This window comes from Mameliella sp. MMSF_3455 (assembly GCF_030733205.1).
Lineage (GTDB): Bacteria > Pseudomonadota > Alphaproteobacteria > Rhodobacterales > Rhodobacteraceae > Antarctobacter.
Window position 1 is genome coordinate 61,077 of record NZ_JASHJL010000019.1, and the last position, 25,999, is coordinate 87,075.

The 25,999-nt window shown below is 65.6% G+C and carries 21 protein-coding genes and 1 pseudogene; 14 read left to right on the plus strand and 8 right to left on the minus strand.

Going from position 1 to position 25,999, the window contains the following annotated elements; all coding sequences use genetic code 11:
- The first annotated feature begins 108 nt into the window (after positions 1-108).
- A complete protein-coding gene (locus RBB42_RS15205; protein WP_305970213.1) occupies positions 109-771 on the plus strand; it encodes a GntR family transcriptional regulator in 663 nt (220 codons plus the stop codon).
- Positions 772-1,106: 335 nt separating this feature from the next.
- The gene (locus RBB42_RS15210; RefSeq protein ID WP_305970214.1) at positions 1,107-2,507 is read left to right on the plus strand and encodes an aspartate aminotransferase family protein; all 1,401 of its coding nucleotides are present in this window, start codon (positions 1,107-1,109) and stop codon (positions 2,505-2,507) included.
- Positions 2,508-2,543: 36 nt separating this feature from the next.
- Here the strand turns inward: RBB42_RS15210 and RBB42_RS15215 are convergent, their stop codons facing one another.
- Positions 2,544-3,269 (minus strand): SpoIIAA family protein, encoded by a 726-nt coding sequence (locus RBB42_RS15215; protein ID WP_305970215.1) that lies wholly within the window; start codon positions 3,267-3,269, stop codon positions 2,544-2,546.
- Between the two features lie 79 nt (positions 3,270-3,348).
- On the minus strand, positions 3,349-3,726 hold the full coding sequence (locus RBB42_RS15220; RefSeq protein WP_305970216.1) for a rhodanese-like domain-containing protein: 378 nt from the start codon (positions 3,724-3,726) through the stop codon (positions 3,349-3,351).
- A 501-nt stretch (positions 3,727-4,227) separates the two neighbouring features.
- Here RBB42_RS15220 and mutL point away from each other — a divergent pair.
- The 5 genes and pseudogenes from mutL to lpdA all read left to right on the plus strand — a co-directional run bounded on the left by mutL (position 4,228) and on the right by lpdA (position 13,648).
- Complete coding sequence (gene mutL / locus RBB42_RS15225) at positions 4,228-6,114, plus strand: DNA mismatch repair endonuclease MutL (protein WP_305970217.1); 1,887 nt, start codon at positions 4,228-4,230, stop codon at positions 6,112-6,114.
- The gene (locus RBB42_RS15230) at positions 6,111-7,280 is read left to right on the plus strand and encodes a DNA recombination protein RmuC (protein WP_305970218.1); all 1,170 of its coding nucleotides are present in this window, start codon (positions 6,111-6,113) and stop codon (positions 7,278-7,280) included. Before mutL ends, RBB42_RS15230 begins: the two co-directional genes overlap by 4 nt.
- Before the next feature lie 675 nt (positions 7,281-7,955).
- The gene (gene aceE / locus RBB42_RS15235; protein WP_305970219.1) at positions 7,956-10,613 is read left to right on the plus strand and encodes a pyruvate dehydrogenase (acetyl-transferring), homodimeric type; all 2,658 of its coding nucleotides are present in this window, start codon (positions 7,956-7,958) and stop codon (positions 10,611-10,613) included.
- Positions 10,614-10,623: 10 nt separating this feature from the next.
- Positions 10,624-11,901 (plus strand): annotated as a pseudogene (gene aceF / locus RBB42_RS15240) (dihydrolipoyllysine-residue acetyltransferase); the annotation flags it as partial.
- 10 nt (positions 11,902-11,911) lie between these two features.
- Positions 11,912-13,648, plus strand: a complete 1,737-nt coding sequence (gene lpdA, locus RBB42_RS15245) for a dihydrolipoyl dehydrogenase (protein ID WP_305970220.1) — start codon at positions 11,912-11,914, stop codon at positions 13,646-13,648.
- 138 nt (positions 13,649-13,786) lie between these two features.
- On the opposite strand, the gene RBB42_RS15250 is transcribed toward lpdA, so the two are convergent.
- Genes RBB42_RS15250 through RBB42_RS15260 form a run of 3 tightly spaced genes read right to left on the minus strand, consistent with a single transcriptional unit; the run spans position 13,787 to position 16,157 of the window.
- On the minus strand, positions 13,787-14,779 hold the full coding sequence (locus RBB42_RS15250) for a succinylglutamate desuccinylase/aspartoacylase family protein (RefSeq protein WP_305970221.1): 993 nt from the start codon (positions 14,777-14,779) through the stop codon (positions 13,787-13,789).
- Between the two features lie 57 nt (positions 14,780-14,836).
- On the minus strand, positions 14,837-15,484 hold the full coding sequence (locus tag RBB42_RS15255) for a ChrR family anti-sigma-E factor (RefSeq protein ID WP_305970222.1): 648 nt from the start codon (positions 15,482-15,484) through the stop codon (positions 14,837-14,839).
- 7 nt (positions 15,485-15,491) lie between these two features.
- Positions 15,492-16,157, minus strand: a complete 666-nt coding sequence (locus RBB42_RS15260) for a sigma-70 family RNA polymerase sigma factor (RefSeq protein ID WP_371931761.1) — start codon at positions 16,155-16,157, stop codon at positions 15,492-15,494.
- 133 nt (positions 16,158-16,290) lie between these two features.
- Between RBB42_RS15260 and RBB42_RS15265 the strand changes: the two genes are divergently transcribed.
- The 5 genes from RBB42_RS15265 (at position 16,291) to RBB42_RS15285 (ending at position 20,054) form a co-directional block, all read left to right on the plus strand.
- Positions 16,291-17,586 (plus strand): NAD(P)/FAD-dependent oxidoreductase, encoded by a 1,296-nt coding sequence (locus RBB42_RS15265; protein ID WP_305970224.1) that lies wholly within the window; start codon positions 16,291-16,293, stop codon positions 17,584-17,586.
- On the plus strand, positions 17,583-18,368 hold the full coding sequence (locus RBB42_RS15270; RefSeq protein ID WP_305970225.1) for a DUF1365 domain-containing protein: 786 nt from the start codon (positions 17,583-17,585) through the stop codon (positions 18,366-18,368). The genes RBB42_RS15265 and RBB42_RS15270 overlap by 4 nt, the downstream gene beginning before the upstream one ends.
- A complete protein-coding gene (locus RBB42_RS15275; protein ID WP_305970226.1) occupies positions 18,368-18,934 on the plus strand; it encodes a DUF3833 family protein in 567 nt (188 codons plus the stop codon). The genes RBB42_RS15270 and RBB42_RS15275 overlap by 1 nt, the downstream gene beginning before the upstream one ends.
- Positions 18,931-19,662 carry an SDR family NAD(P)-dependent oxidoreductase gene (locus tag RBB42_RS15280; protein ID WP_305970227.1) on the plus strand — a complete coding sequence of 244 codons (732 nt, stop codon included), beginning with the start codon at positions 18,931-18,933 and terminating at the stop codon, positions 19,660-19,662. The genes RBB42_RS15275 and RBB42_RS15280 overlap by 4 nt, the downstream gene beginning before the upstream one ends.
- 62 nt (positions 19,663-19,724) lie before the next feature.
- Positions 19,725-20,054 carry a DUF3775 domain-containing protein gene (locus RBB42_RS15285; RefSeq protein WP_305970228.1) on the plus strand — a complete coding sequence of 110 codons (330 nt, stop codon included), beginning with the start codon at positions 19,725-19,727 and terminating at the stop codon, positions 20,052-20,054.
- A gap of 24 nt (positions 20,055-20,078) precedes the next feature.
- Here the strand turns inward: RBB42_RS15285 and RBB42_RS15290 are convergent, their stop codons facing one another.
- Positions 20,079-21,332 (minus strand): DNA polymerase IV, encoded by a 1,254-nt coding sequence (locus RBB42_RS15290; RefSeq protein ID WP_305970229.1) that lies wholly within the window; start codon positions 21,330-21,332, stop codon positions 20,079-20,081.
- Between the two features lie 34 nt (positions 21,333-21,366).
- Here RBB42_RS15290 and RBB42_RS15295 point away from each other — a divergent pair, with 34 nt between their 5' ends.
- Complete coding sequence (locus RBB42_RS15295; RefSeq protein WP_305970230.1) at positions 21,367-21,798, plus strand: NUDIX domain-containing protein; 432 nt, start codon at positions 21,367-21,369, stop codon at positions 21,796-21,798.
- Positions 21,799-21,899: 101 nt separating this feature from the next.
- Here RBB42_RS15295 and RBB42_RS15300 read toward each other — a convergent pair whose 3' ends face one another.
- Both RBB42_RS15300 and pyrF read right to left on the minus strand, forming a co-directional pair.
- Positions 21,900-22,145 carry a hypothetical protein gene (locus tag RBB42_RS15300; protein ID WP_052244820.1) on the minus strand — a complete coding sequence of 82 codons (246 nt, stop codon included), beginning with the start codon at positions 22,143-22,145 and terminating at the stop codon, positions 21,900-21,902.
- Between the two features lie 308 nt (positions 22,146-22,453).
- On the minus strand, positions 22,454-23,167 hold the full coding sequence (gene pyrF, locus RBB42_RS15305; protein WP_305970231.1) for an orotidine-5'-phosphate decarboxylase: 714 nt from the start codon (positions 23,165-23,167) through the stop codon (positions 22,454-22,456).
- Between the two features lie 205 nt (positions 23,168-23,372).
- On the opposite strand from pyrF, the gene clpB reads away from it, so the two are divergent.
- Entirely contained in the window at positions 23,373-25,988 is a 2,616-nt protein-coding gene (gene clpB / locus RBB42_RS15310; protein ID WP_305970232.1) for an ATP-dependent chaperone ClpB, read from the plus strand.
- Positions 25,989-25,999: the final 11 nt, after the last annotated feature.

A 25,999-nucleotide genomic window follows, 5' to 3' on the forward strand; every position in this document is an offset into this window, starting at 1 on the left:
CCCAAATTTTGATCATAAGTTGCGCTGTGGTGCAACTTCGGCGATGTTTCCACGGCCTGCTGTCCTGCGCAAGGGATGGCGGAAACGGTATGCCCCGGGGGGACGGCGATGGCGGAAAATGCGGCAGAGGCGCGAACGCAGGCGGGGATGCCGGCGCATGAACAGGTGTACCGCAGTCTGCGGGACGCGGTGCTGTTCGGAGTGTTGGCGCCGGGAGAGCCGGTGACGATCCAGGGGCTTGTGGAGCGGCTTGGGGCGGGGATGACGCCGGTGCGTGAGGCGATCCGGCGGTTGACGGCCGAGGGGGCGTTGCAGGCGCTGGGGAACCGGCGGATCGAGGTGCCGGTGCTGGGGGCGGCGGCGGTAGAGGAACTGACCGAGGCGCGTCTGGCGCTGGAGCCGCGGCTGGCGGTGCGGGCGGCGGAGCGGGCGGCTCCGGAGGACGTGGCGCGGCTGGTGGAGATCGATGCGCGGCTGGACCGGGCGATCCTGCGGGGCGACATCGAGGGTTACCTGCGCGAGAATCATGCCTTTCATTCCGTGTTGAACGATACCGCCGAGGCGCCGGTGATGAAGGCGCTGACAGAGTCGCTCTGGCTGCGGTTCGGGCCGTCGCTGCGGGTGGTCTGCGGCCAGATGGGCACGCGCCACCTGCCGGATTGCCACAAGGACCTGGTGCGTGCACTGGAGGCGCGGGACGGCGCGGCGGCGGTTCGGGCGATCGAGCAGGACGTGGCGCAGGGGATGGAAATGATCCTGCAGAGCCTTTGAGCGGGCGCGCCGTTCGGAGGCGGCTGCTCGGGGTGCGGACCGGCCCGCCCACCGTCTAGAAAGGCGTTGTGCGGCCGCGGAAACTGAACTGGTCAGTCTGTACGTTTTGTACAAAATGTACGCCGTTTTCAGCATTTTGTACAAACCGGTAGGGGATCGTTAACCTTGCCTGGCCGGGGGTCGCGCGCGGCATGGAGGGGCGTGGTTGGTGACCTTTGCCGCGCAAAGGCACCCTTGTCGCTGGCCGCGCAAGACGGGGCTTGCGCGGCGTGATTCGATTGACTTCCGGAAATTTGATCATATTCTGCGCCCCAACCCAATTCCGGAGGCCGCGCATGACCCTGCTTACCCCCAATTCGCCCACCGCAGACCTGCAGGCGCTGGACGCCGCGCATCACCTGCATCCCTTCACCCACGGTGCCGGGCTGGCCGAAAAGGGCGCGCGGATCGTGACCCGGGCCGAGGGCTGCTGGCTGACCGACAGCGACGGCAACCGCATCCTGGACGGGATGGCGGGCCTGTGGTGCGTGAACATCGGCTATGGCCGCAGCGAACTGGCCGATGCGGCGCAGCGCCAGATGCTGGAACTGCCCTTTTACAACACCTTCTTCCAGACCTCGCATGTGCCGGCGCTGAACCTGGCGGCGAAGCTGGCCGAACTGGCGCCGGGCGACCTGAACCACGTCTTTTTTGCCTCTTCGGGGTCGGAAGCGAACGACACGAACCTGCGGCTGGTGCGGACCTACTGGCAGGAGAAGGGCCAGCCTGAACGCCAGGTGGTGATCTCTCGCTGGAATGCCTACCACGGGTCGTCGGTGGGGTCGGGCAGCCTTGGCGGCATGAAGGGGATGCACGCGCAGGGCGGAATGCCGATCGCCGATATCCACCATATCGACCAGCCCAACTGGTGGAGCGAAGGCGGCTATGCCACGCCCGAGGCATTCGGCCTTGAGCGCGCGCAGGCGCTGGAAACCGCGATCCTTGAAATCGGCCCCGAGAAGGTCGCCGCCTTCATCGCCGAGCCGATCCAGGGGGCCGGCGGTGTCATCGTCCCGCCCGAGACCTACTGGCCCGAGATCCAGCGCATCGCCCGGAAATACGGCATCCTGCTGATCGTGGACGAGGTGATCTGCGGCTTTGGCCGCACCGGCAACTGGTTCGGCAGCCAGACCTACGACATCCAGCCGGACATCATGACCGTCGCCAAGGGCCTGTCGTCGGGTTATCAGCCGATCGGGGCCTCGATCGTCACCGACGAGGTTGCCAAGGTGATCGAGAACACCGAGTTCAACCACGGCTATACCTATTCCGGCCACCCGGTCGCCTGTGCCGTGGCGCTGGAAAACCTGCGCATCCTCGAAGAAGAGGGGATCGTCGACCGCGTGCGGGACGAAACCGGCCCCTATCTGAAGGAACGCTTCGAAAGCCTTGGGGATCACCCGCTGGTGGGCGAGGTCAAGATCGTCGGCATGATGGGCAGCCTTGCCCTGACCCCGGACAAGGCCACGCGCGCACCCTTTGCCGAGCCGGGGACCGCCGGGCTGATCTGCCGCGAGCGCTGTTTCGCCAACAACCTGATCATGCGGCATGTCTATGACCGCATGGTGATCTCTCCGCCGCTGGTGATTTCGAAGGATGAGATCGACACGCTGGTGGAGCGGGCGCGCAAGAGCCTGGACGAGGCGCTGGAACAGCTGAAGGCCGAAGGGCACATGGACATCGCGCAGGCGGGGTGAACCCCGGCCTGTCCGAGCGGTACGGGCTGCTTTCGCTCAGCGCTTGATCCAGACCTTGGCCGTCTCGAATTCGTCGGCGGTGAAGAACCGGGTGTCTGCGCCGCTGAGCGTGCGCAGCGCCCGTTCGCCCAGTCTTTGCCAGGCGGCGTTTCCGACAATCGCGGCGCGGTCGATCAGGCGGTAATGGTCGCGCACCACCTTGAGGTGTTCAAACAGCGCGCCCAGCCCCTGCCAGCCGTCAAAGTCGCGCGTGTCGATCAGCAGGCGAAAGCGGTCGTTGGCGCGGATGAAGGCATCCAGATCGTCGGATTCCGCGTCATAGATCGAACTGTCGAGTTGGCCGCGCAACTGGACGTGCAAGACGCCATCGCCGAGATCGGTCTGGTGAATGGCGCCCAGGGATTCGGACATCCAGCGCCGGGCCTCCTCGGATTCGTCGGGCGGAAAGACCCGGACCGGGCAGGGCATCAGCACCGACAGGCCGGTGACGGCGCGGCGAATCCAGGGCCTGTCCGTCACCACCGCCAGCCGGTCGAAGCCGCGCCAGTGGCGCAATCCCATGCGCGCGTCGTCGAACAGGGCGCCAAGGGTGAAATCCTCGAAATCCGGGCCAAAGATTACGAGGACGCGAATCCTCTCGTGGTCCTCGATGGCGGTCTCCAGCGCGGGGACAAGGATCTGTTCATAGTCCTTGTCGCTGACGACGCCGGAGACATGCACCTCGTAGAGACCGGGGTGGCCGGTGGTCTTTACCTTGATCATGGCATCCTCCGTAGCTTGTGTGGCAGCAGTCGGGGGCGCTGCGTGGCCGGCGTCCTGACGCAGGTCACGGCGGGGGGGATCAGGCGGTGACGCGCTGCGGGGCGCCGGTGGCCATGTTGGTGCCGACGTAGGGTTGTTTCGCGGCCTTCCAGGCGGCAAACCCGCCGTCCATATGGGCAATGGTCTTTATCCCGGCGTCGAGGGCCGCGCGCGCGACGCGTTCCGACCGCACGCCGGAGCCGCAGTGAAAGACGATCCGCTTGTCCGACTGGCCGGGCAGGGCGTCGGGCTTGAAGAAGGCCATCGGCATCAGCAGCGCGCCTTCGATGTGTTCGAACATGTATTCCTGCGGGGTGCGCACGTCGATCACCACGATCGACCTGTCGGCAATCCCCTTGGCGACCTCTTCGACGGTCCACGTCTCGAAGGTGGCGTCCCCCACGGTTTCGGTTTTCATTTCCTGTCTCCTCGGCGGCTGCTGTTTGGCGCGCGGGCGGTCAGGCGCGCTGCGCCCTGCCTCGACATTCAGATAGTCGAATATCAGCGCGTTGCAACCGGGGAGACTGTGGGGACTGGTCTGCGGGAGGGCGGGCAATCGTGCCGCCGTCCGGGTGATCCGGCCGCGCAAGGGGTGGCCTGGATCGGTCTGGCCCCGGCCCGCCGCCGGGGCACCAGCTGTCAGCCGGCCTTCTTGATCGCCGAGACGGGGCGGAAGAAGGTCCTGGCGAATGTCTCGCCGTACAGGGCGCAGATGGTTTCGAAAGTGATCAGGGGAACTGGCACGACTGCCTCCTTTGGTTGGGGTGTCGGAATTGTTAGCGCAACTTTATTTCAATGAAAAGCGCTAACGGGTTTCTGTTATTACCGACCTTCGTCGTAACCCGGGGTCGCGAAGGCGGGTGAGGAAGTCTCTGACGCCCCTTTTCAGAATCGCTCGGATCCTGCTAAGTCTTGTGGGGTGAATACACAGGACCGCAATATCCGCCCGCTCATCCGACAGCTGGACGAGGCCGCCATCAACCGCATCGCCGCCGGCGAGGTGGTCGAACGGCCTGCATCCGCGGTCAAGGAACTGGTCGAGAACGCCATCGACGCGGGTGCCCGGCGGGTGCGTGTCGACATCGCGGACGGCGGCAAGACGCTGATCCGGGTGAGCGACGACGGCTGCGGCATGACCCCCGAGGACCTGCCGCTGGCGCTGTCGCGCCATGCGACCTCCAAGATCGACGGCAGCGACCTGCTCAATATCCATTCCTTCGGCTTTCGGGGCGAGGCGCTGCCATCGCTGGGGGCGGTGGGGCGCCTGACGGTGCAGAGCCGCGCGCAAGGCGCCGAGGGCGCCGAGATAACCGTGGCCGGGGGCGTGGCAGGGGCCGTGAAACCCTCTGCGTTGAATGCCGGGACGGTCGTGTCCCTGCGCGATCTCTTTTTTGCCACGCCCGCGCGGCTGAAGTTCCTGCGCTCGGACCGGGCCGAGGTCATGGCGATTTCGGACACGGTGAAACGGCTGGCGATGGCGGAACCCTCGGTGGGCTTCACCCTGCGCGACGTGAGCGGTGGGCAGGAGCGGGTGACGTTCCGCGTCGATCCCGAAACCGGCGACCTGTTCGACGCGCTGCGCGGGCGGCTGGGGCGGATCATGGGGCAGGAGTTCATCGAGAATGCCCTGCCCATCGACGCCGAACGCGAAGAGGTGCGGCTCACCGGCTATGCGGCGTTGCCCACCTATTCGCGTGGATCCGCCGTGGCGCAGTTCCTTTTCGTCAACGGGCGCCCGGTGCGGGACAAGATGCTGATCGGCGCGTTGCGCGGCGCCTACCAGGACTTCCTGTCGCGAGAGCGGCACCCGGCGGTGGCGCTGTTCGTGGATTGTGACCCGCACCGGGTGGACGTGAACGTGCATCCCGCGAAATCCGAGGTGCGGTTCCGCGAACCGGGCGTGGTGCGCGGGCTGATTGTCTCGGGCCTGCGGCACGCGCTGGCCGAGGCGGGGCACCGGGCCTCGACCACGGTGGCGGGGGCGACGCTGGGCGCGATGCGCCCCGAGCAGCCCAGCCAGCCGCGCGTCTACCAGATGGACCGGCCCTCCTTGGGGGCGCGGCAGTCGAGCTATGCCGCGCAGGCACCGGGGTTCGCGGATTTCAACGGCGGGTATTCGGGCCGCGTGGTAGAGCCCGCGCCGACCGAACAAGAGGCCCCGGACCAGATCCGGGACGGCGTTGCGCCTGATGGCGCCGCTCCGGACCGGACCGCTGAACGGGTTTCGCTGCCGCTGGGGGCCGCGCGGGGGCAGGTGCATGAGAATTACATCATCGCCCAGACCGAGGACGGCGTGGTGATCGTCGACCAGCACGCGGCGCATGAGCGGCTGGTCTATGAAAAGCTGAAACACCAGATGGCGGAAAAGGGTGTGCCCGCGCAGGGTCTGCTGATCCCCGAGGTGGTGGACCTGTCGCCGGACGATGCCGCGCGGCTGCTGGCGCGGGCGGATGATCTGGAACGCATGGGCCTGCGGATCGAACCCTTTGGCGCCGGGGCGATTGCCGTGCGCGAAACGCCCGCGATCCTTGGCGAGGTCAACGCCGAGGCGCTGGTGCGCGATATACTTGACGAGCTTTCGGACACCGGCGACAGCGGGTTGCTGCAGGAACGGATCGAGGCGATCCTGTCGCGCATGGCCTGCCACGGCTCTGTCCGGTCGGGCCGCGTGATGCGGGCCGAGGAGATGAACGCGCTGTTGCGCGAGATGGAGGCGACGCCGCATTCCGGCCAGTGCAACCACGGGCGGCCCACCTACGTCGAGTTGAAACTGTCGGATATCGAGCGGCTGTTCGGGCGCACATGATCGAGATTGGCGGCGCCCAATACAGCCTGGACGACCCTCTGACGCTGGCGGTTCTGGGCGGCGGCGGTGTGGTCCTGCTGATGCTGTTGCTGCTGGTGCTGGCGGTGCGCGCGGCGGGGCGGGCGGCACGGGCCAGCGCGCCGGTTCTGCAACATGTCAGCCACCTGTCGCACCGGGTGCAGGGCCTGTCCGAAGGGCAGGAGCGTCTGGCTGGCGGGCTGCATCACGTCACAGAGGCGCAGGCCAGCAGCCAGACCGCGATGCTGGAGCTGATGGAGCGGCGGCTGGCCGAGGTGCAGGAGCGCATGGGCGAGAGCCTGCACGGATCGGCGCGGCGCACGGCGCGGTCCCTGGGCGAATTGCAGGAGCGCCTGCAGGCCATCGACAAGGCGCAGGCCAATATCACCAAACTGTCGGGCGACGTGCTGTCCTTGCAGGATATCTTGTCGAACAAGCAGACGCGCGGCGCCTTTGGCGAAATCCAGCTGCGCGAGATCGTCGGCAAGGCGCTGCCTGCCGATTCCTTTACGCTGCAGGCCACGCTGTCGAACGGGCGGCGGGCCGATTGCCTGATTCACATGCCGCAGCCGCCGGGACCGATCGTGGTCGACGCCAAGTTCCCGCTGGAGGGGTACGAGGCCCTGATGCAGGCCGAGGGCAAGGATATGCAGGCCCGCGCGGCGCAGGCCTTTCGCCTGTCGGTGCGCAAGCACATCCGGGACATTGCGGCGCGCTACATCATCGAAGGTGAGACCGCCGAGGGCGCGCTGATGTTCCTGCCCTCCGAGGCGGTCTATGCGGAACTGCACGCGCGCTTTCCCGAGGTGGTGCGCGAGGGGTTCGAGGCGCGGGTCTGGATCGTCTCTCCGACCACCTGCATGGCGACGCTGAACACCCTGCGCGCCGTGCTGAAGGACGCGCGGATGAAGGAACAGGCGGGCGCGATCCGGCGCGAACTGGCGCTGCTTTATGGTGATGTCGAGCGGCTGACCGGCCGGGTGGCGAACCTGGACCGGCATTTTGGCCAGGCGGCGCGGGACATCGAGGAAATCAAGATCAGCGCCGACAAGGCGGGGCGGCGCGCGCACCGGCTGGACCAGTTCGATTTCGAAGAGGTCGAGGCGCCGCGGATCCCGGTGCTGCGGCTGGGCGATCCGGCGGAATAGACGGTTGTGCCCAAAGGGCGCGGTTCTGCCCGAAGGCTGCCCAATTCCTGCCCTCTCCACCCCCTAGGCCGGCGGCATGTGCGACAAGGACACGATCGATTTCCGCAGTACGGAACACTTGCCCAGAAAGCGACGCCGGCAGTGGGCGTTCTTGGCCATCCTGGCGGGGATCACTCTGGCGGTCTGGGCGTTGGTGTTGACGCAATGGGGGCTTGCCGCGAGAGGGCAGACAGCGGCCATGCTGCGGCTGTTTCGCTAGGGCGCAGCGGCGTCAGACATATCGCGCGATTAGAATGTTGTCAGAGCGGTTGAACCGAATGCGGTTCAACGCGTTATACTCAAGAAGAATCACGGGGTTGAACCGGATTTCGGACGCGGACGGAGACGCCGCGCCGCCATCCCGTCCGCGTGGCACCGCCCCGATGCCGGGGTGGGAGGAGGTGTCGGATGCGCGAGAGAATTTGTTTAGCGTTAAACGAGGTGTCATGCGCTGGGTGCATGGATGTTATGCGGCTGCGCGTCTGCCGCAAGGGCAATCGGACTGATACACCCTGCCCAACCGTCGGGAGGTTTGGGAGAGGCGGGGCGAAAGCCGGTTGCACCCCAGTAACAGATCCGATTGTTTAGGATTAAACCAATCGCGCCGCGCCGGGCGCAACAAAGGGAAGAGGGCATATGAAAGATACCCCCCAGGACGTCGATCCCGTCGAGAGCCAGGAATGGCAGGACGCGATCGAAGACGTGATCGAGCGCGACGGGGCCGACCGCGCGCATTTCCTGCTCGACAAGGCGGTGCAAAGCGCCCGGGCCGCGGGTGCCAAGCTGCCCTTTTCGGCCACCACCCCCTATCAGAACACCATCTCGCCGGATGACGAGGTCGATGTGCCGGGCGACACCGAGATGGAATGGCGCATCCGCACCATCAACCGCTGGAATGCCATGGCGACGGTGGTCAAGCGCAACAAGGAAAGCAGCGAATACGGTGGGCATATCGCCTCCTTCGCCTCGTCCGCGGCGCTCTATGATATCGGGTTGAACCACTTCTGGCGCTCGAAGTCCGCGATCCACGGCGGCGACCTGGTGTTCTTTCAGGGGCACGTCATCCCGGGGATCTACGCGCGCTCCTTCATGGAGGGACGCATCAGCGAGGAAGAGCTGAAGAACTTCCGGTCCGAGGTGAACGGCGGCGGCCTGTCGTCCTACCCGCACCCCTGGCTGATGCCGGACTACTGGCAGTTCCCGACCGTCAGCATGGGTCTTGGCCCGCTGATGGCGATCTACCAGGCGCGGTTCATGAAGTACCTCGAGAACCGCGGGCTGATCGAAAAGCAGGACCGCAAGGTCTGGGCCTTCCTCGGCGATGGCGAGATGGACGAGCCGGAAAGCATCGGTGCCATCCACCTGGCGGCGCGCGAGGGGCTGGACAACCTGATCTTTGTCATCAACTGCAACCTGCAGCGGCTTGACGGGCCGGTGCGCGGCAACTCGAAGATCGTGCAGGAACTGGAGGGCAACTTCCGCGGCTCGGGCTGGGACGTGATCAAGCTGCTCTGGGGCCGGGGCTGGGACGAACTGCTGGAACAGGACACCAGCGGCAAGCTGCGCCAGCTGATGGACGAGACCATCGACGGCGACTACCAGACCTTCAAATCGAAGGACGGCGCCTATATCCGCGAGCATTTCTTTGGCAAGTACCCGGAGACCGCGGAACTGGTGAAGGACTGGACCGACGACCAGATCTGGGCCCTGCGCCGCGGCGGTCACGATCCGAAAAAGGTCTACAACGCCTTCAAGCGCGCCACCGAGGCCGAGGGCCAGCCCACCGTCCTGTTGGTCAAGACCGTCAAGGGTTACGGTATGGGCACCGCCGGTGAGGGGCAGAACACCACTCACCAGCAGAAGAAGATGCAGCTGGACCAGCTCAAGGCCATGCGCGACCGGTTCAAGATCCCGGTTACGGATGAAGAGCTGGAAAAGGACATCCCCTTTGTCAGCCTGAACAACGCGCAGAAGGCCTACCTGGCCGAGCGGCGCAAGGAACTGGGCGGGGCTTTCCCCAAGCGGTCCACCGAGGCGCCCAAGCTGGAAATCCCGGGACTGGACAAGTTCAAGGGCCAGCTGGAATCGACCGGCGACCGCGAGATTTCCACCACCATGGCCTTTGTCCGCATCCTGACCACGCTGCTGCGTGACAAGCAGGTGGGCAAGCAAGTGGTGCCAATCGTTCCGGACGAAAGCCGGACCTTCGGCATGGAAGGCCTGTTCCGGTCGGTGGGCATCTACAACCCGAAGGGCCAGCAATACACGCCCGAAGACCGTGAACAGATGTCCTATTACAAGGAATCGGAAAACGGTCAGGTGCTGCAGGAAGGCATCAACGAGGCCGGCGCCATGGCGGACTGGATCGCGGCTGCGACCGCGTACAGCAACCACGGCGTGCCGATGATCCCGTTTTACATCTACTACTCGATGTTCGGGTTCCAGCGGATCGGCGACCTGGCCTGGGCGGCAGGCGACAGCCGGGCGCGCGGCTTCATGCTGGGCGGTACCGCCGGGCGGACCACGCTGAACGGCGAGGGTCTGCAGCACGAGGACGGCCACAGCCATATCCTGGCCGGCACGATCCCGAACTGCATCAGCTATGACCCGACCTTCAGCTACGAGGTCGCGGTGATCGTGCAGCACGGGTTGCAGCGGATGTTCGTCGATCAGGAGGACGTGTTCTTTTACCTCACCCTGATGAACGAGAACTACAAGCACCCCGACATGCCGATGGGTTCCGAAGAGGGCATCATCAAGGGGCTGTACCGCTTCCGCAAGACGGCCAACCCGGCCAAGAAGCACGTCAACCTGATGGGCTCGGGCACGATCCTGGTGCAGGCGATCAAGGCCGCCGACATGCTGCAGGAGGATTTCGGAGTGACCAGTGACATCTGGTCGGCCACCTCGTTCAACGAACTGGCGCGCGATTGCCAGGACGTGGCGCGGCACAACCGGCTGAATCCCTTTGCCGAGCAGAAGACGTCCTTTGCGGCGCAGACGCTGGCGAACATCACCGGGCCGACCATCGCCGGCACCGACTACATGAAGAACTACGCCGAGCAGATCCGGGCCTGTGTGCCGGGGCGCTACACGGTGCTGGGCACGGACGGTTTCGGCCGCTCGGACAGCCGCGTGAACCTGCGGCGCTTCTTTGAGGTGGATGCCAACCACATCGCCGCGGCGGCAATGGTGGACCTTTGGCGCGAGGGGGCTGTTTCGGACAAGGATCTGGAGGCAGCGCTGAAGAAATACGACATCGACGGCGGCAAGCCGAACCCGCGTCTGGTCTGATACGGCGCACGAGGAGACAGGAAATATGACCGTAGAAGTAAAAGTGCCGGATATCGGCGATTTCAGCGATGTGCCGGTGGTGACCGTCCTGGTGAGCGTGGGCGACACGATTGCCGAAGAAGACCCGATTGTCGAACTGGAGTCCGACAAGGCAACGATGGAAGTGCCGTCTTCCGCCGCGGGCGTGGTGAAGGAGATCAAGGTCTCGGAGGGGGACAAGGTGTCCGAGGGCGCGGTGATCCTGATCGTCGAGGGCGAAGGCGCCCCGGCGGCCAAGGAAGAGCCCAAGGCCGAGGCCCCGAAAGCCGAGGAGCCCAAGGCGGCCTCTGCCCCGGCGGCGGCGCCTGCGCCCGCGCCGAAGACGGATGCCGGGTTCTCCAAGGTGCATGCCTCGCCGTCGGTCCGGGCCTATGCCCGCCGGGTCGAGGTGGACCTGAACAAGGTGAACGGATCGGGCCGCAAGGGCCGCATCCTGCGCGAGGACGTGGAAAAGGCGCTGAAGGCACAGACGGTCCCGGCGGCAGCCGGTGGCGGCGCCGTGTCCGGCGGCATGGGCATCCCGCCGATCCCGGCGGTGGACTTTTCCAAGTTCGGGCCCGTGGAAGAGGTGGAGATGAGCCGGATCAAGAAGATCTCCGGCCCCGCGCTGCACCGGTCCTGGCTGAACATCCCGCATGTCACACACAACGACGAGGCGGACATCACCGATCTGGACAAGTACCGCAAGGAAATGGACACGATGGCCAAGGAAGACGGCTATCGCGTGACCCTGCTGTCCTTTGTCATCAAGGCCAGCGTTTCGGCGCTGAAAAAGCACTGGGAGTTCAACTCGTCCATCCATCCGGACGGCGACAAGCTGATCAAGAAGGACTTCTACAACATCGGTTTCGCGGCGGACACGCCGAACGGGCTGATGGTGCCGGTGATCAAGGACGCCGACCGCAAGGGGCTGGTCGATATTTCCAAGGAACTGATGGAACTGTCCAAGGCCGCGCGCGAGGGCAACCTGAAGTCCAAGGACATGCAGGGCGCCACCTTCACCATCTCGTCGCTGGGCGGGATTGGCGGGACCTCGTTCACGCCCATCGTGAACGCGCCCGAGGTGGCGATCCTTGGCCTGACCCGGTCCAAGATGCAGCCGGTCTGGAACGGCGAGGAATTCGTGCCGCGCCTGATGCAGCCGCTGTCGCTGTCCTATGATCACCGTGCCGTCGACGGTGCCTTGGCCGCACGCTTTGTCGTGACGCTCAAGACGCTCTTGGGCGACATGCGCAAGTTGATGTGGTGAGGTGAAAACGATGGAAGTCAAAGTACCCGATATCGGTGATTTCTCCGAGGTGCCCGTCGTTGCGATCCTGGTCAGCGTGGGCGACACCGTCAGCGAGGAAGACCCGCTGATCGAACTGGAAAGCGACAAGGCCACGATGGAAGTGCCCTCGCCCGCCGCGGGCAAGGTCGTGGAGATCAAGGTTTCCGAAGGCGACAAGGTCGGCGAAGGCTCGGTCATCCTTGTGCTGGAAGGGGCGGATGCCAAGGAAGAGGCGCCGAAGGACGAGGCACCCGCCGCCGAGGCGCCGAAATCCGTGGCCGCCACCGGCAGCGCCAGCGGCCCCGGTGACGTGCATGCCGAGGTTGTCGTGCTGGGTTCCGGCCCCGGCGGCTATTCGGCGGCCTTCCGTGCCGCCGACCTGGGCAAGAAGGTGGTTATGATCGAGCGCAACCCGACGCTGGGCGGTGTCTGCCTGAACGTCGGCTGCATTCCGTCCAAGGCGCTGTTGCATGTCGCCAAGGTCATCACCGAGGCCGAGGAGATGGGGTCTCACGGGATTAAGTTCTCCAAGCCGGAGATCGACCTGGATGCGCTGCGCGGCTTCAAGGACGGGGTCGTCGGCCAGCTGACCGGCGGGCTGGACGGCCTGTCGAAGGGGCGCAAGGTGCAGGTCGTGCGTGGCTATGGCAAGTTCACCGGGCCGAACATGATCGAGGTGCAGGGCGACGACGGGGTCAAGACCGTCTCCTTTGACCAGTGCATCATCGCCGCCGGGTCGGAACCCGTGGATCTGCCTTTCATCCCGCATGACGATCCGCGTGTGATCGACAGCACCGGTGCGCTGGAGCTGAAGGACATTCCCGAACGGATGCTGGTTCTGGGCGGCGGGATCATCGGGCTGGAGATGGCCTGTGTCTATGATGCGCTGGGGTCCAAGATCACGGTCGTCGAACTGATGGACCAGATCATTCCGGGCGCCGACAAGGACATCGTCAAGCCGCTGATGACCCGCATCAAGGGCCGGTATGAAAACATCTTCCTCAAGACCAAGGTGACGGCGGTCGAGGCGTCGGATGCCGGGCTGAAGGTGACCTTCGAGGACGACAAGGGCGAGAGCTTTTCCGATACCTTCGACAAGGTGCTGGTGGCCGTGGGGCGCAAGCCGAACGGCAAGCTGATCGACGCCGAGAAGGCCGGTGTCGCGGTGGATGACCGTGGGTTCATCGCCGTGGACAGCCAGCAGCGGACCGGCGTGAACCATATCTTTGCCATCGGTGACGTGGTGGGCCAGCCGATGCTGGCGCACAAGGCGGTGCACGAGGGCAAGGTGGCCGCCGAGGTCTGTGCCGGGGAAAAGCGGCATTTCGATGCCAAGCTGATCCCGAGCGTGGCCTATACCGATCCCGAAGTGGCCTGGTGCGGGCTGACCGAAACCGAAGCCAAGGCGAAGGGCGTCAAGTACGAGAAGGGCGTGTTCCCCTGGGCGGCCTCGGGCAAGTCGCTGTCCAACGGGCGCAGCGAGGGCGTGACCAAGCTGTTGTTCGATCCCGAGGACGACCGGGTGATCGGCGCCTGCATCGTGGGCACCAACGCGGGCGACCTGATCTCGGAGGCGGCGCTGGCCATCGAGATGGGCGCGGACGCGGTGGACCTTGGCCACACGATCCACCCGCACCCGACATTGTCGGAGACGGTGAACTTTGCCGCCGAGATGTTCGAGGGCACGATCACCGACCTGATGCCGCCGAAGAAGCGCAAGAAATGAACGCCTGAGAGGGCTGTTGGGAAGGGGCGGCGCGAGCCGCCCTTTTTCGTGTGCGGTCGCCGGGACGGGACTGTTTGCGGCTACGCCGCAAAGACGCCCGCCCGCCGACCCTTGGGGCGGGCCGAGCGCCGCGCGGCGTCAGGCATCGCTGGCGATCTGGGCAACCGCGTCGCCGCGACTCACCCGGCCCGGAACGCGTTTGGCGAGCAGGAAACCGGCGAAAGGCGATGCGACCTCGACCCGTGCGCCCCAGGGTTTCAGGGGGTCATGGATCTGTCCGATGGGTTCGCCCGCGGCGACCGGATCGGCGATCTGCTTGAAAGGTTCGAAGAGGCCCGCGTCATAGGCATAGACCGAGCCGCGGGCCTGAACCTCTCTGGTGCCCCGGGGGGCGTCGGGACTGTAGTCGGGCAGCATGTCCAGCGCATGCAGGATGCGCTGCAGCCCGCGTTCTGTCATGGCCAGGACCTGTGGGTCCAGGGTGCCGCCACCGCCGAGTTCCGCCATCATCGAGATCACGCCCTTGCGGTTCGCACCTGCCATCGCGGTGCGCCCGGTCGAGTGGCGGCCGGGGCTGGAGGCGAAGACCCAGGCGTAGGGCAGGTCGAAGGCGGTTTGCAGGCGGGCCAGAAGCGCGGCCTCGCGGTCATCCGCTCCGGGGCCACGCAGCACCGTCGGCGGATAGAGCAGCGAGGTGCCCCCCGAATGCAGGTCGATCAGGACATCCGACCGGGGGATCAGGATCTCTTCGACGTAGTGGGCGATCATGTCTGTCGGGGTGCCGGAGGGATCTCCGGGGAAGCTGCGGTTGAGGTTGCCATCATCAACGGGGGAGCAGCGGCGTCCGGCCTCGGCGGCGGGCGCGTTCAGGGCCGGGAGCAGGATCAGCCGGCCCCGAATGCGGGCCGGGTCAAGCTCTCGTGCAAGCCGGGTGATGGCGAGTTGGCCTTCGTATTCGTCGCCGTGGGTGCCGCCGGTCAGAAGCAGTGTCGGGCCGGGGCCATTGCAGAGGCAGACGATCGGGACGCCGATCCAGCCATAGGCGCTGTCATGGGTGGAATGCGGCACGCGCAGGTAACCCGCCTGCCGACCTTCGGCGTCCAGATCCACTTCGGCGGTGATATGCGTCATGACCCGGCCCCCTTTTCCGGGGCCGAGCCTAGGCGGGCGGCGGCGCGGAAGCCAGCCTCAGATGTTCAGGAATGGCTGTGCCAGCCGCGCGAGGCCCTTGAGCCGCAGCGGCGCGTCGGTGACGGCAAGGCAGATGCAATCCTGCGAGATGTCCGCGACCGGCGTATGCTGCAGGTCCGCGTCGGCGATCTCGATGTCGCCACGGGCGAAATAACCCTCGTCGTCCTGGAAGGCACCTTGCAGGACCAGCGTCAGTTCCAACCCGCGGTGGCCATGATCGGGCATGGCCGTGCCCGCGGGGATGTAGAGCAGCCGTGCCGTGGCATCCGGCGAGGTTTTCAGGATCGCCTGTTTGACGCCCATGCCGACGGGACGCCATTTCACCGCGTCCAGCGAACCGCCGATGTAATCCAGCAGCGGCGCCGGGGCGACCGGATCCTGCGGCACCTTGATGTCACGCGGCGCGGGGGCGTTCATTGCCCTGATCATCGCCAGCGTGGCGTCGAGGCAGCCGTCGTCCAGCGTCTCTGCCTTTGTCGTGTCCAGAACGGCGCCGCCGAGGGCGTCATGCGCCTCGACCGCCGCGCGGCAATCGTCGCAGAGCGAAACATGGCTGGCGATGATGAGATTGACGGCCTCGGGCAGCGTGCCCGCGGAATAGCCCATGATGAGGTCGTCGGTCAGGTGGTGTCGGATCGTCGTCATCGAAGCATCACTTCCTGTCCATGGCGTGTCTGAGGCGCTGGAGCGCCAATCTGATACGGGATTTGATCGTGCCGAGCGGCAGCCCGGTGGCCTCGGCGATCTCGCTGTGGGTGAGGTCGCCGAAATAGGCCTTTTCGATCAGCTCCCGCTGTTTCGCGGGGAGAGAGGCGAGCGCCTCTTCCAGGTGTTCCGTTTCCTGTTGCAGGCCCAGCCGGTCTTCCTGGTCCGGCTCTGCCTCGGGGCCCCAGGGCAGATCCTCGGGCTCGGGTCGTTTCTGTTTGCGCAGGGCGTCGATCCGACGGTTCCGCGCGATGGTAAAGATCCAAGTCGCGGCCGAGGCGCGCGCCGGATCGAATTGTGCCGCCTTCTGCCAGACGGTGGCCATGACGTCCTGGACGCATTCCTCTGCCTGCGCGGCATCGGCGCCCGAGCGCATCAGAAAGGCCTTTACCCGGGGCGCGAAGTGCCGAAACAGCGCGACGAAGGAGGCCTCGTCGCGGTGGTCTCGGATTCGGATCAGCACCGCGGCCCAATCCGGGCCACTGTCGTCTGCAGTTCCTGCGCTCACGGGTTTGGCCTTGTCACGGTCATCCCCCCTGACATGCCCATTGATCGCCGGGGCCGCAATGGGCGTAGCGTCGCGGGTGTCGAGAGGTTCAGTCGCGCCAAACATAATCGGATTACGCAGGGGGGACGGGATCGGATCACCGGATGCGAAAAAAAGTTTTCCGGGCTTTTTTCATCCGCGCGGCGTGTCGGGCCGTAAGAGGTTGGAAAGACCAGCAAGCCAAGGATCAGGACAGACAATGCCATTTGAAGCCAGCAGCAGCGTCGCACGCAGGATCGCCGTGATCGGTGGCGGGATCTCGGGCATGGGGGCCGCGCACATGCTGGGCGAACAGCATCGTGTCACCCTGATCGAGGCAGAGCCGCGCCTGGGTGGTCATGCGCGGACCAAACTGGCCGGCAAGGACGGGACGCAGCCAGTCGATACCGGTTTCATCGTGTTCAACTATGCCAATTACCCGCTGCTGACCTCGCTGTTCGATCGGTTGGATGTGCCGGTGGCAAAGTCGGACATGAGCTTTTCCGCCAGCCTGCGTGGCGGGGCGATGGAATATGGGTTGCGCGACCTGCGGGCCGTCTTTGCCCAGAAGCGCAACGCGCTGAACCCACGGTTCCTGGCGATGATCCGGGACATCATGAAGTTCAACTCGCGGGCGCTGGACGCGGCGCGGGATCCTGCCGTCTCGCTTGGCGATTTCCTGGAGAACATGGGGACGGGCGACTGGTTCCGCGACTACTACCTTTTGCCGCTGTCCGGGGCGATCTGGTCGACGCCCACCGACAAGATCCTGGATTTCCCGGCTTACGCGCTGATCCGGTTCTTCGAGAACCACGCCTTGTTGAGCCACACCGGCCAGCACCAGTGGTACACGGTGCAGGGCGGATCGGTGGAATATGTCCGGCGGCTGGGCGCCGCGCTGATGCGTCAGGGGGTGGACCTGCGGCTGGGCGCCCCGGTTGGCGGTGTCCGGCGGACTGCCGCCGGGGTCGAGGTCCGGCTTGAGGGCGGCGAATGGGAGAGCTTTGACGAGGTGGTTTTTGCCACCCATTCGGACGACACGCTGCGGCTGTTGTCGGATGCGCGTCCGGCGGAACGGGCGGCGCTGGAAAGGATCGCCTATCAGCCGAACCGGGTGGTGCTGCATTCCGATGCCTCCCTGATGCCGCGCCGCCGGGCCTGCTGGTCGTCCTGGAACTATACCGAGGCGCCCCGGAAAGAGATGAACTGCATCGACCTGACCTATTGGATGAACTGCCTGCAACCCATCCCGCAGGACGATCCGCTGTTCGTGACGCTGAATTCCACCCGTGCGATCCGGGAGGAGCTGATCCATGACGAGGTCACCTTGCGGCACCCGGTCTATGACCTTGGTGCGTTGCAGGCTCAGCGCGAGATCGCGGCGATGAACGGCGAAAGCGGGACATGGTTCTGCGGGGCCTGGATGAAGAACGGCTTTCACGAGGACGGACTGGCCAGCGCGGCGGACGTGGCCGATGCCATCCTGGCCCGGGGACCGGTCAAGGAGGTGGCATGAGCACTGTCGACCTGATCCGGGGCCATTCCTTCCACGGGCGCAAGGGCGATGTGGCCAATGCGTTCCGCTATTCGGTGGACTATGTCCTGCTGGATGCGGAGACCGAGGTGCAAGGCCCGCGCCTGTTTTCGCGCAACCGGGGCAATCTGACCACGGTGCAGGACCGGGATCACGGCGGCGCACCGGGAAAGGGGCGCGGCGCGGCCTGGGCGCGCGAGGTGCTGGATGCGCATGGGATCATCTTTGACGGGCCGCTGATGTTGCTGGCGCAGCCGCGGCTGCTGGGCCATGTGTTCAACCCGGTTTCCTTCTGGCTGGCCTACGACCGGGACGCCTTGCGCGCGGTGATTGCCGAGGTCACGAATACCTTTGGCGACAGGCATTCCTATCTTTGCGCCCATGCCGACGGCGCGCCGATCACGCCCCATGACCGGATCGAGGCGCAGAAACTCTTCCATGTCTCGCCGTTCCAGCCCATCGCCGGGGGCTATACCTTTCGTTTCGACATCCGCGCGGATCGCGTCGGTGTCTGGATCGACTTCAGCCATGACAAGGGCGGGGTGATCGCCACGCTTTGCGGGCCGCGCGCGCCGCTGACGGACGGCGCCATCCTGCGGTCGGCCCTGCGGCGGCCGTTCGGGGCGCGCCGGGTTCTGGCGCTGATCCACTGGCAGGCCCTGAAACTGTGGTGGAAGGGCGCGCGCTATCGCATCCGCCCCGAGCCGCCGGCGCGCGGGGTAAGCGGCGGCCCCGCGCCTGAGGCCATCAGAAAGGCATCGTGATGACTGCACTTCTTTATACCCTTCTGGGCGCCACGATTGTCCTGGCGCTTGCCCTGCTGCGGCAGCGGATGTTCGGCTTTCTGGCACAGAGACCGGCGGACTATGAGGATGACCGCGGCGCGCCGTTCGACGTGCGCACCCATTTGAACGGCCCGCTGATTTGCGAAGGTGTCATCTATGGGCCGACGGGGCGCGTCACCTCTCGTTTCGTCGGAGAGTTCGACGCCCGCTGGGACGGAAACGAGGGCGTCATGGACGAACATTTCCGGTATGAATCCGGTTCCGAGCAACACCGGCAATGGAAGCTGAGGCTGGGCAACGACGGGCGCATCCGTGCCACTGCGCCTGACCTTGTCGGAGAAGGCGAAGGCCAGCAGAGCGGCCCATCGGTGCGGTTGCGCTATCGGATCCGGCTGCCCGAGGACGCGGGCGGCCACGTTCTGGACACGGTCGACTGGATGTACCTGGCGCCGAATGGGACCATCGTGAACCGGTCACAGTTTTGCAAGTTCGGCTTCACCGTTGCCGAGCTGGTCGCCACCATGCGGCCAAAGGAGGTCGTGTGAGAGACTGGAAGGGCAAACGGTATTGGCTGGTGGGCGCCAGTGAAGGGCTGGGCGCGGCCCTGGCGCGGAGGCTCAGCAAGGCCGGCGTGGAGTTGATCCTGAGCGCGCGCAGCACGGACAGCCTGCAGGCGCTGGCGGATGAGTTGCCGTCACGGGCGCAGGTGGAACCGGTCGACGTGACCGATGCCGAGGCGCTGGAGGCGGTTGCAGAGCGGATCGGAGAGATCGACGGGGTGATCCAGGTGGCGGGCGCCTACTGGCCCTTCGGGGCGCAGGACTGGGACGCGGCACGCGCCAACACGATGGCGGATGTGAATTTCACCGGGGCAATGCGCCTGGCGGGCGTGGTGGTGCCGCGATTCGTGGCACGCGACCGGGGGCATTTCGTGCTGACCGGGTCGCTGTCGGGCTATCGCGGGTTGCCGGGGGCGGCGGCCTATGTCTCTTCCAAGGCGGGGGTCATGGTTCTGGCGCAATCGCTCCATGCCGATCTGCGCAAGACCGGGGTGCAGGTGCAGCTGCTTGTGCCGGGCTATATCCGCACCCGGCTGACCGACAAGAACGATTTTGCCATGCCCTTCATCATGGACCCGGAAAAGGCGGCGGAAATCTGTTTCCGTCACATGTCGGGAAGCGGCTTTCAGCGGGCCTTTCCGCGCGGGTTTTCCTGGCTGTTCCGGGGCAGCCGTTTCCTGCCGGACTGGCTGTACTATCGGCTGTTTGCGTAAGATCAAGGTTTGACTCCTCTTTTCGCGTCATCTCTTGTCGAAGACGCAGAAGGAGACGCGAAATGCAGAACATCAGCCCAAGGAAGGTGGCCGCGGTCATCGTCATGGCGCGTGAGCTGAGCCGCGCCGAGGGCGAGTTGCGCGGTTTGATCGACCGGATGGACGAAGAGGAACAGGCTGCGCTGGTTGCGGTCATGTGGATCGGCCGGGGCGCATTCGACGCCGATGACTGGGACGAGGCCTATGGCACTGCCCAGGCCGAGGCGACGACGCCGACGGCGGATTACCTGATCGGCACGCCGCACCTGGCCGACAACCTGGAAGCGGGGCTGGAGGCCTTTGGCTATGACGCCACCGGTGAGGAAGACGACCTGTTGCGGCGCGGGGCGTGAGGCCAGGCGTTGCCGGGGCGCGCGCTATCTGAGCGCGCGCCCCTTTAGGATGGCCCCGTCGCCGAACCGGGCGCGAATCGCATCCGTGGCGCGTTCGGCCTTGGCGCGGGTTTCGGCCTGCGGGTCCAGGAGATCGCCGGACAGGTCGGCCTGCGCCTCTGGCACGAGGTCGGAAATGCCTGCCCCTATCAGCCGGTAGGGCTGTCCGGGCGGCATCTGGTCGAACAGCCCGCGCGCGGTGCGATAGATCCGGTCGGCGATTTGCGTGGCGCCGGGCAGGGCAGTGCGGCGCGTCACGATCCGGAAATCCGAGCGGCGCAGTTTCAGCGTCACCACCCGGCCCGCCACGCCCTTGGCCTTGGCCCGGTCAGAGACCTTTTCCGCCATCCGCCAGAGATGCCCGTCGAGGATATCCGCATCGGCGGTATCCTCGTTGAAGGTGGTCTCGTTCGAGATGGATTTCATCGGCGCGTTGCGCGTCACGCGGCGCTTGTCTTCGCCCCTCGCCAGGTGCCAGAGCCTCTCACCCATCGATCCGAAGCGCGCCGTCAGATCGCGCTGTTCCCAGCGCAGCAGGTCCTCGAAGGTGCGGATTCCGGCCTTTTCCAGCGCGCCCTGCGTGGCCTGTCCGACGCCCCAGATCAGGCGGATCGGCTTGCGGCGCAGGAATTCCTGCGTCTCGCCCTTGCCGATCACCGCGAATCCGCGCGGCTTGTCGAGGTCGCTGGCGATCTTGGCCAGGAACTTGTTGTGGGACAGGCCGATGGAGCCGGTCACGCCCAGTTCGGATTTCATCCGGCCCACCAGCCGTGCCAGCATGACGGCGGGCGGGGCGCCGTGCAGGCGCGCGGTGCCGGTAAGGTCAAGAAACGCCTCGTCCAGAGACAGCGGTTCGATCGCCGGGGTCAGTTCCTCCATCATGGCGCGAATCTGTTTCGACACCTCGGCGTAGACGGACATGCGCGGCTTGACGACAACCGCATCGGGGCAGAGGTCCAGCGCCTTGAACATCGGCATCGCCGAGCGCACGCCCCGGATTCTGGCGACATAACAGGCGGTCGAGACGACACCGCGGCGCCCTCCGCCGATAATAACCGGTTTGTCGGCCAGTTCCGGGTTGTCGCGCTTTTCTACGCTTGCATAAAAGGCATCACAGTCCATGTGGGCAATGGAGAGATCCCATAGTTCGGAATGCGAGATCACCCGCGGCCGCCCGCAGGCCGGGCAGCGGGCGCCGGTTTCGAACTGGGTCAGGCAATCGCGGCACAGACTGGGCATGGCCGCAGTATAATGCGCGGCAGAAAGGGGCGCCATGAGTGATCCGAGACAACAGTTCGCGGGCGCCAAGCTGATGCTCTTTGCAGGGGCGGAGCTGATCGTTTTGCGGCGTGATCGAAAGCCGTCAATTCCCTGGCCCGGCTACCTGGATTTTCCCGGCGGCGAACGCGACGGGGCGGAAACCCCCGAGGCCTGCGTCCTGCGCGAAACGCAGGAGGAACTGGGGCTGACGCTGGCGGAAACCGATCTGCACAAGGCGCATCTGCGCGACGACGCGGGCAAGGTGAACTGGTTCTTCGCGGCGCATCTGCCCAAGGGGATCGTCGATGACGTGGTCTTTGGCGACGAGGGCGAGGAATGGCTGGTGATGCCGCCGGCGGATTTCATCGACTCCGACGAGGTGATTCCGCACTTCCGCGATATCCTGAGGGTCTACCTGGAAAAAAGGCCGGGACCCGCAAACTGACGCGGGCCCCGGCAGGACGCCGCCGCACCCGAGGGACAAGGGGCGCGGCGGTGCGGCTCATACAGGCGTGTAAAGAGCCGAACCCGAGGGATGGGGGCAGATCAGGCGGCGGTCGGCATCTCGACGGCCGGCAGGCGCAGTTGCAGCCGTTCGGGCGTGCCCAGCGACAGGCGCGCGCGCATCCAGAGGCCGCGCGCGGCCTCTTCGAAATCGGTGGTGACGGGCGCCGCGTATTGGCTGGCGACTCGCAGAAGGCCTTGGGGGGTGACGACGGTGACCAGGGCTTCGAAGCATTGTTCGGCGGCGTTGTAACGCACCTGGTCGATGCGCGGGGTCCACGTGCTCATTTCGGTCTCCTAACCTCATGACCTTTTGTCTGGCCCGGTTTTTTCCGGCCTTTGGAAAGAGGTAGGGAGAGGATCGCCGGGTTTCATCTGGCCGACAGGTCAGGAATACCCCCGGTACAGGGTATTTTTCGCGGATTTTCGCCGGTTTGTCGGGGTTTGCGCGCCGGTTTGCCGGTGTCCGAAATGCGCGGGAACGCCTTTTCGGCCCATGCGTTGTAACATGGTGCGCGCGCTACGCGTTCCCGGTACACGTCCCGCGTCAGCCTGTTGCCGTGTCTTGCCGGCGCTCCGCGATGCGGCGTGCAGTATCAGTTCGTGCGTTGAGCCTGCGGTGACGCCATTTCCGACAGGATCGCCTGAGCCGCGGCGCGGGGATCGGGCGCGCGATGGATCGGGCGGCCGACAACGATATGGTCGGCGCCGTCGTGGATGGCCTGCGCCGGAGTCGCGATGCGTTTCTGATCGCCGACATCCGCGCCTGCGGGCCGCACACCCGGCGTCACGATCAGACGGCCCTCGGACTGGGGCAGGGCGCGGACCAGTGCCGCCTCGTTCGGAGAGCAGATGATGCCGTCGGCCCCGGCCTCGAACGCGCGGCCGGCGCGGGTCTGCACCAGATCGGGGATCGACCCCTCGGCGATCATGGCGGCGTCCAGGTCACTGCGGTCGAGCGAGGTCAGGATCGTGACGGCCAGGATCTTCGTGTTCGACCCTGCCGCTCCCTCCTTGGCGGCGCGTACCACGTTCGGGTCGCCGTGAACGGTCAGGAAGTCCAGGTCGAACTGGGCCACGCCACGCACCGCGGCCTCGATCGTGGCGCCGATGTCGAACAGCTTGAGGTCGAGGAAGATGCGCTTGCCGTGCTCCCCCTTCAGCTCGTTGGCCAGTGCCATCCCGCCGCCGGTGAGCATCCCCAGCCCGATCTTGTAGAAAGAGACCGCATCGCCGAGGCGGTCGACAAGGTCGATCCCTTCGATCACGTTCGGGACATCGAGGGCGACGATCAGGCGGTCATCGGACATGGGGCGGGCTCCTGCTCTGGGGTTCGGGATCACATGAAAGCCCTTGCACACAAGGTCAAGATGGCGCGCGTTGCTTTTTTGCAACGTCGCTCACTTGAACAGATCGTGAGCCGCGACCATCTTGGAAGCGAGGCCCCGAAACGCCCGTGTGCTGCATGGCCAGGCGCGACGCAATTCAAGGGGCGCTTGATGGAAGGAGACAGATATGAACTTGGAGAAGTTCACGGAACGTGCGCGCGGATTCATTCAGGCCGCGCAGACAGTTGCGATGCGGGAAAGCCACCAGAAGCTGGCCCCGGAACACCTGCTCAAGGCCCTGCTGGACGACGAAGAGGGGATGGCGTCGAACCTGATCGCCGCCTCCGGCGGTGAGCCCGCACGCGTGGTGCAGGTGCTGGACACCAAGCTGGCCAAGATCCCCAAGGTTTCGGGCGATGCTGGGCAGGTTTACCTGGATTCGGCCACCGGCAAGGTGCTGGACGAGGCCGAAAAACTGGCGAGCAAGGCCGGTGACAGCTATGTGCCTGTCGAGCGGATGCTGACCGCGCTGGCGATGGTCCGCAGCCCCGCGAAAGAGGCGCTGGAGGCCGGCAAGGTCACGCCGCAAAAGCTGAACGAGGCGATCAACGACGTGCGCAAGGGGCGCACGGCGGATACCGCGAACGCCGAGGACAGCTATGAGGCATTGAAGAAATACACGCTGGACCTGACCGAGCGCGCCCGTGAAGGCAAGATTGACCCGATCATCGGCCGCGACGACGAGATCCGGCGCACGATGCAGGTGCTGTCCCGCCGGACCAAGAACAACCCGGTCCTGATCGGTGAACCGGGCGTCGGCAAGACCGCGATCGCCGAGGGCCTGGCCCTGCGGATCGTGAACGGTGACGTTCCGGAAAGCCTCAAGAACAAGCGCCTGCTGGCGCTGGACATGGGGGCGCTGATTGCCGGTGCGAAGTATCGCGGCGAGTTCGAGGAGCGGTTGAAGAGCATCCTGTCCGAAGTGACGTCGGCCGCGGGTGAAATCGTGCTGTTTATCGACGAAATGCACACGCTGGTCGGTGCGGGCAAGGCGGACGGGGCGATGGATGCCTCGAACCTGCTGAAACCGGCGCTGGCGCGGGGTGAACTGCACTGTGTCGGTGCCACCACGCTGGACGAGTACCGCAAGCACGTCGAGAAGGACGCGGCCCTTGCGCGGCGGTTCCAGCCGGTCATGGTCGAGGAACCGACGGTCGAGGACACGGTGTCGATCCTGCGCGGCATCAAGGAAAAGTACGAGTTGCACCACGGCGTGCGGATCTCGGACTCGGCGCTTGTGACCTCGGCGACGCTGTCGCATCGCTATATCACCGACCGTTTCCTGCCGGACAAGGCCATCGACCTGATGGACGAGGCCGCCAGCCGCCTGCGGATGGAGGTGGATAGCAAACCCGAGGAGCTGGACGCTCTGGACCGGGACATCCTGCAAAAGCAGATCGAGGTCGAGGCGCTGCGGCTGGAAGACGACCAGGCTTCCAAGGACCGGCTGGCCAAGCTGGAAAAGGACCTGTCCGAACTGCAACAGCAGTCGGCCGAGATGACCTCGCGCTGGCAGGCGGAGCGTGACAAGCTGGCCTCGGCCCGCAACCTCAAGGAGGAGCTGGACCACCTGCGCGTGGAATTGGAGACCGCAAAGCGCGACGGCAACTTTGCCCGCGCCGGTGAGCTGCAGTACGGGCGCATCCCCGAGATCGAGCGCAAGCTGAACGAGGCGGAAGGCGCCGAAGACGATGTCATGGTCGAGGAAGCGGTTTTGCCCGAACATATCGCCAGTGTTGTCGAACGCTGGACGGGTATCCCGACCTCAAAGATGCTGGAGGGTGACCGCGAAAAGCTGCTTCGGATGGAGGGCGAGCTGCACAAGCGGGTTGTCGGCCAGTCGCAGGCGGTTACGGCGGTGGCCAATGCCGTCCGTCGGGCGCGCGCGGGCCTGAACGACGAGAACCGGCCGCTGGGATCCTTCCTCTTCCTTGGCCCGACCGGCGTCGGCAAGACCGAGCTGACCAAGGCGGTGGCGGATTTCCTCTTTGACGACGACAGCGCGATGGTCCGCATCGACATGTCCGAGTTCATGGAGAAACACGCGGTGGCCCGCCTGATCGGTGCGCCTCCGGGCTATGTCGGCTACGACGAGGGCGGTGTCCTGACCGAAGCCGTGCGGCGGCGGCCCTACCAGGTGGTGCTGTTCGACGAGGTCGAAAAAGCGCATCCGGACGTGTTCAACGTGCTGCTTCAGGTGCTGGACGATGGCGTGCTGACCGATGGCCAAGGCCGGACCGTGGATTTCAAGCAGACGCTGATCGTGCTGACCTCGAACCTGGGCAGCCAGGCGCTGTCGCAGTTGCCCGAAGGCGCGGATTCCAGCCAGGCCCGGCGCGACGTGATGGACGCCGTGCGCGCCCATTTCCGGCCCGAGTTCCTGAACCGCCTGGATGAGACCATCATCTTTGACCGCCTCAAGCGCGAGGACATGTCGGGGATCGTGGACATCCAGCTGTCCCGCCTGCTGAAACGGCTGGCAGCGCGCAAGATCCGGCTGGAACTGGACGATGACGCGCGGACATGGCTGGCGGACGAAGGCTATGATCCGGTGTTCGGTGCGCGCCCGCTCAAGCGGGTGATCCAGCGGGCGCTGCAGGATCCGCTGGCCGAGATGCTGCTGGCGGGCGACGTGGCGGACGGTGACGTGGTCGTCGTCTCTGCCGGGGCCGATGGTTTGATCATCGGCGACCGGGTGGGCGCCACGAACCGGCCCAAGCCGGACGATGCCGTCGTCCACTGACCCTTTGCGGC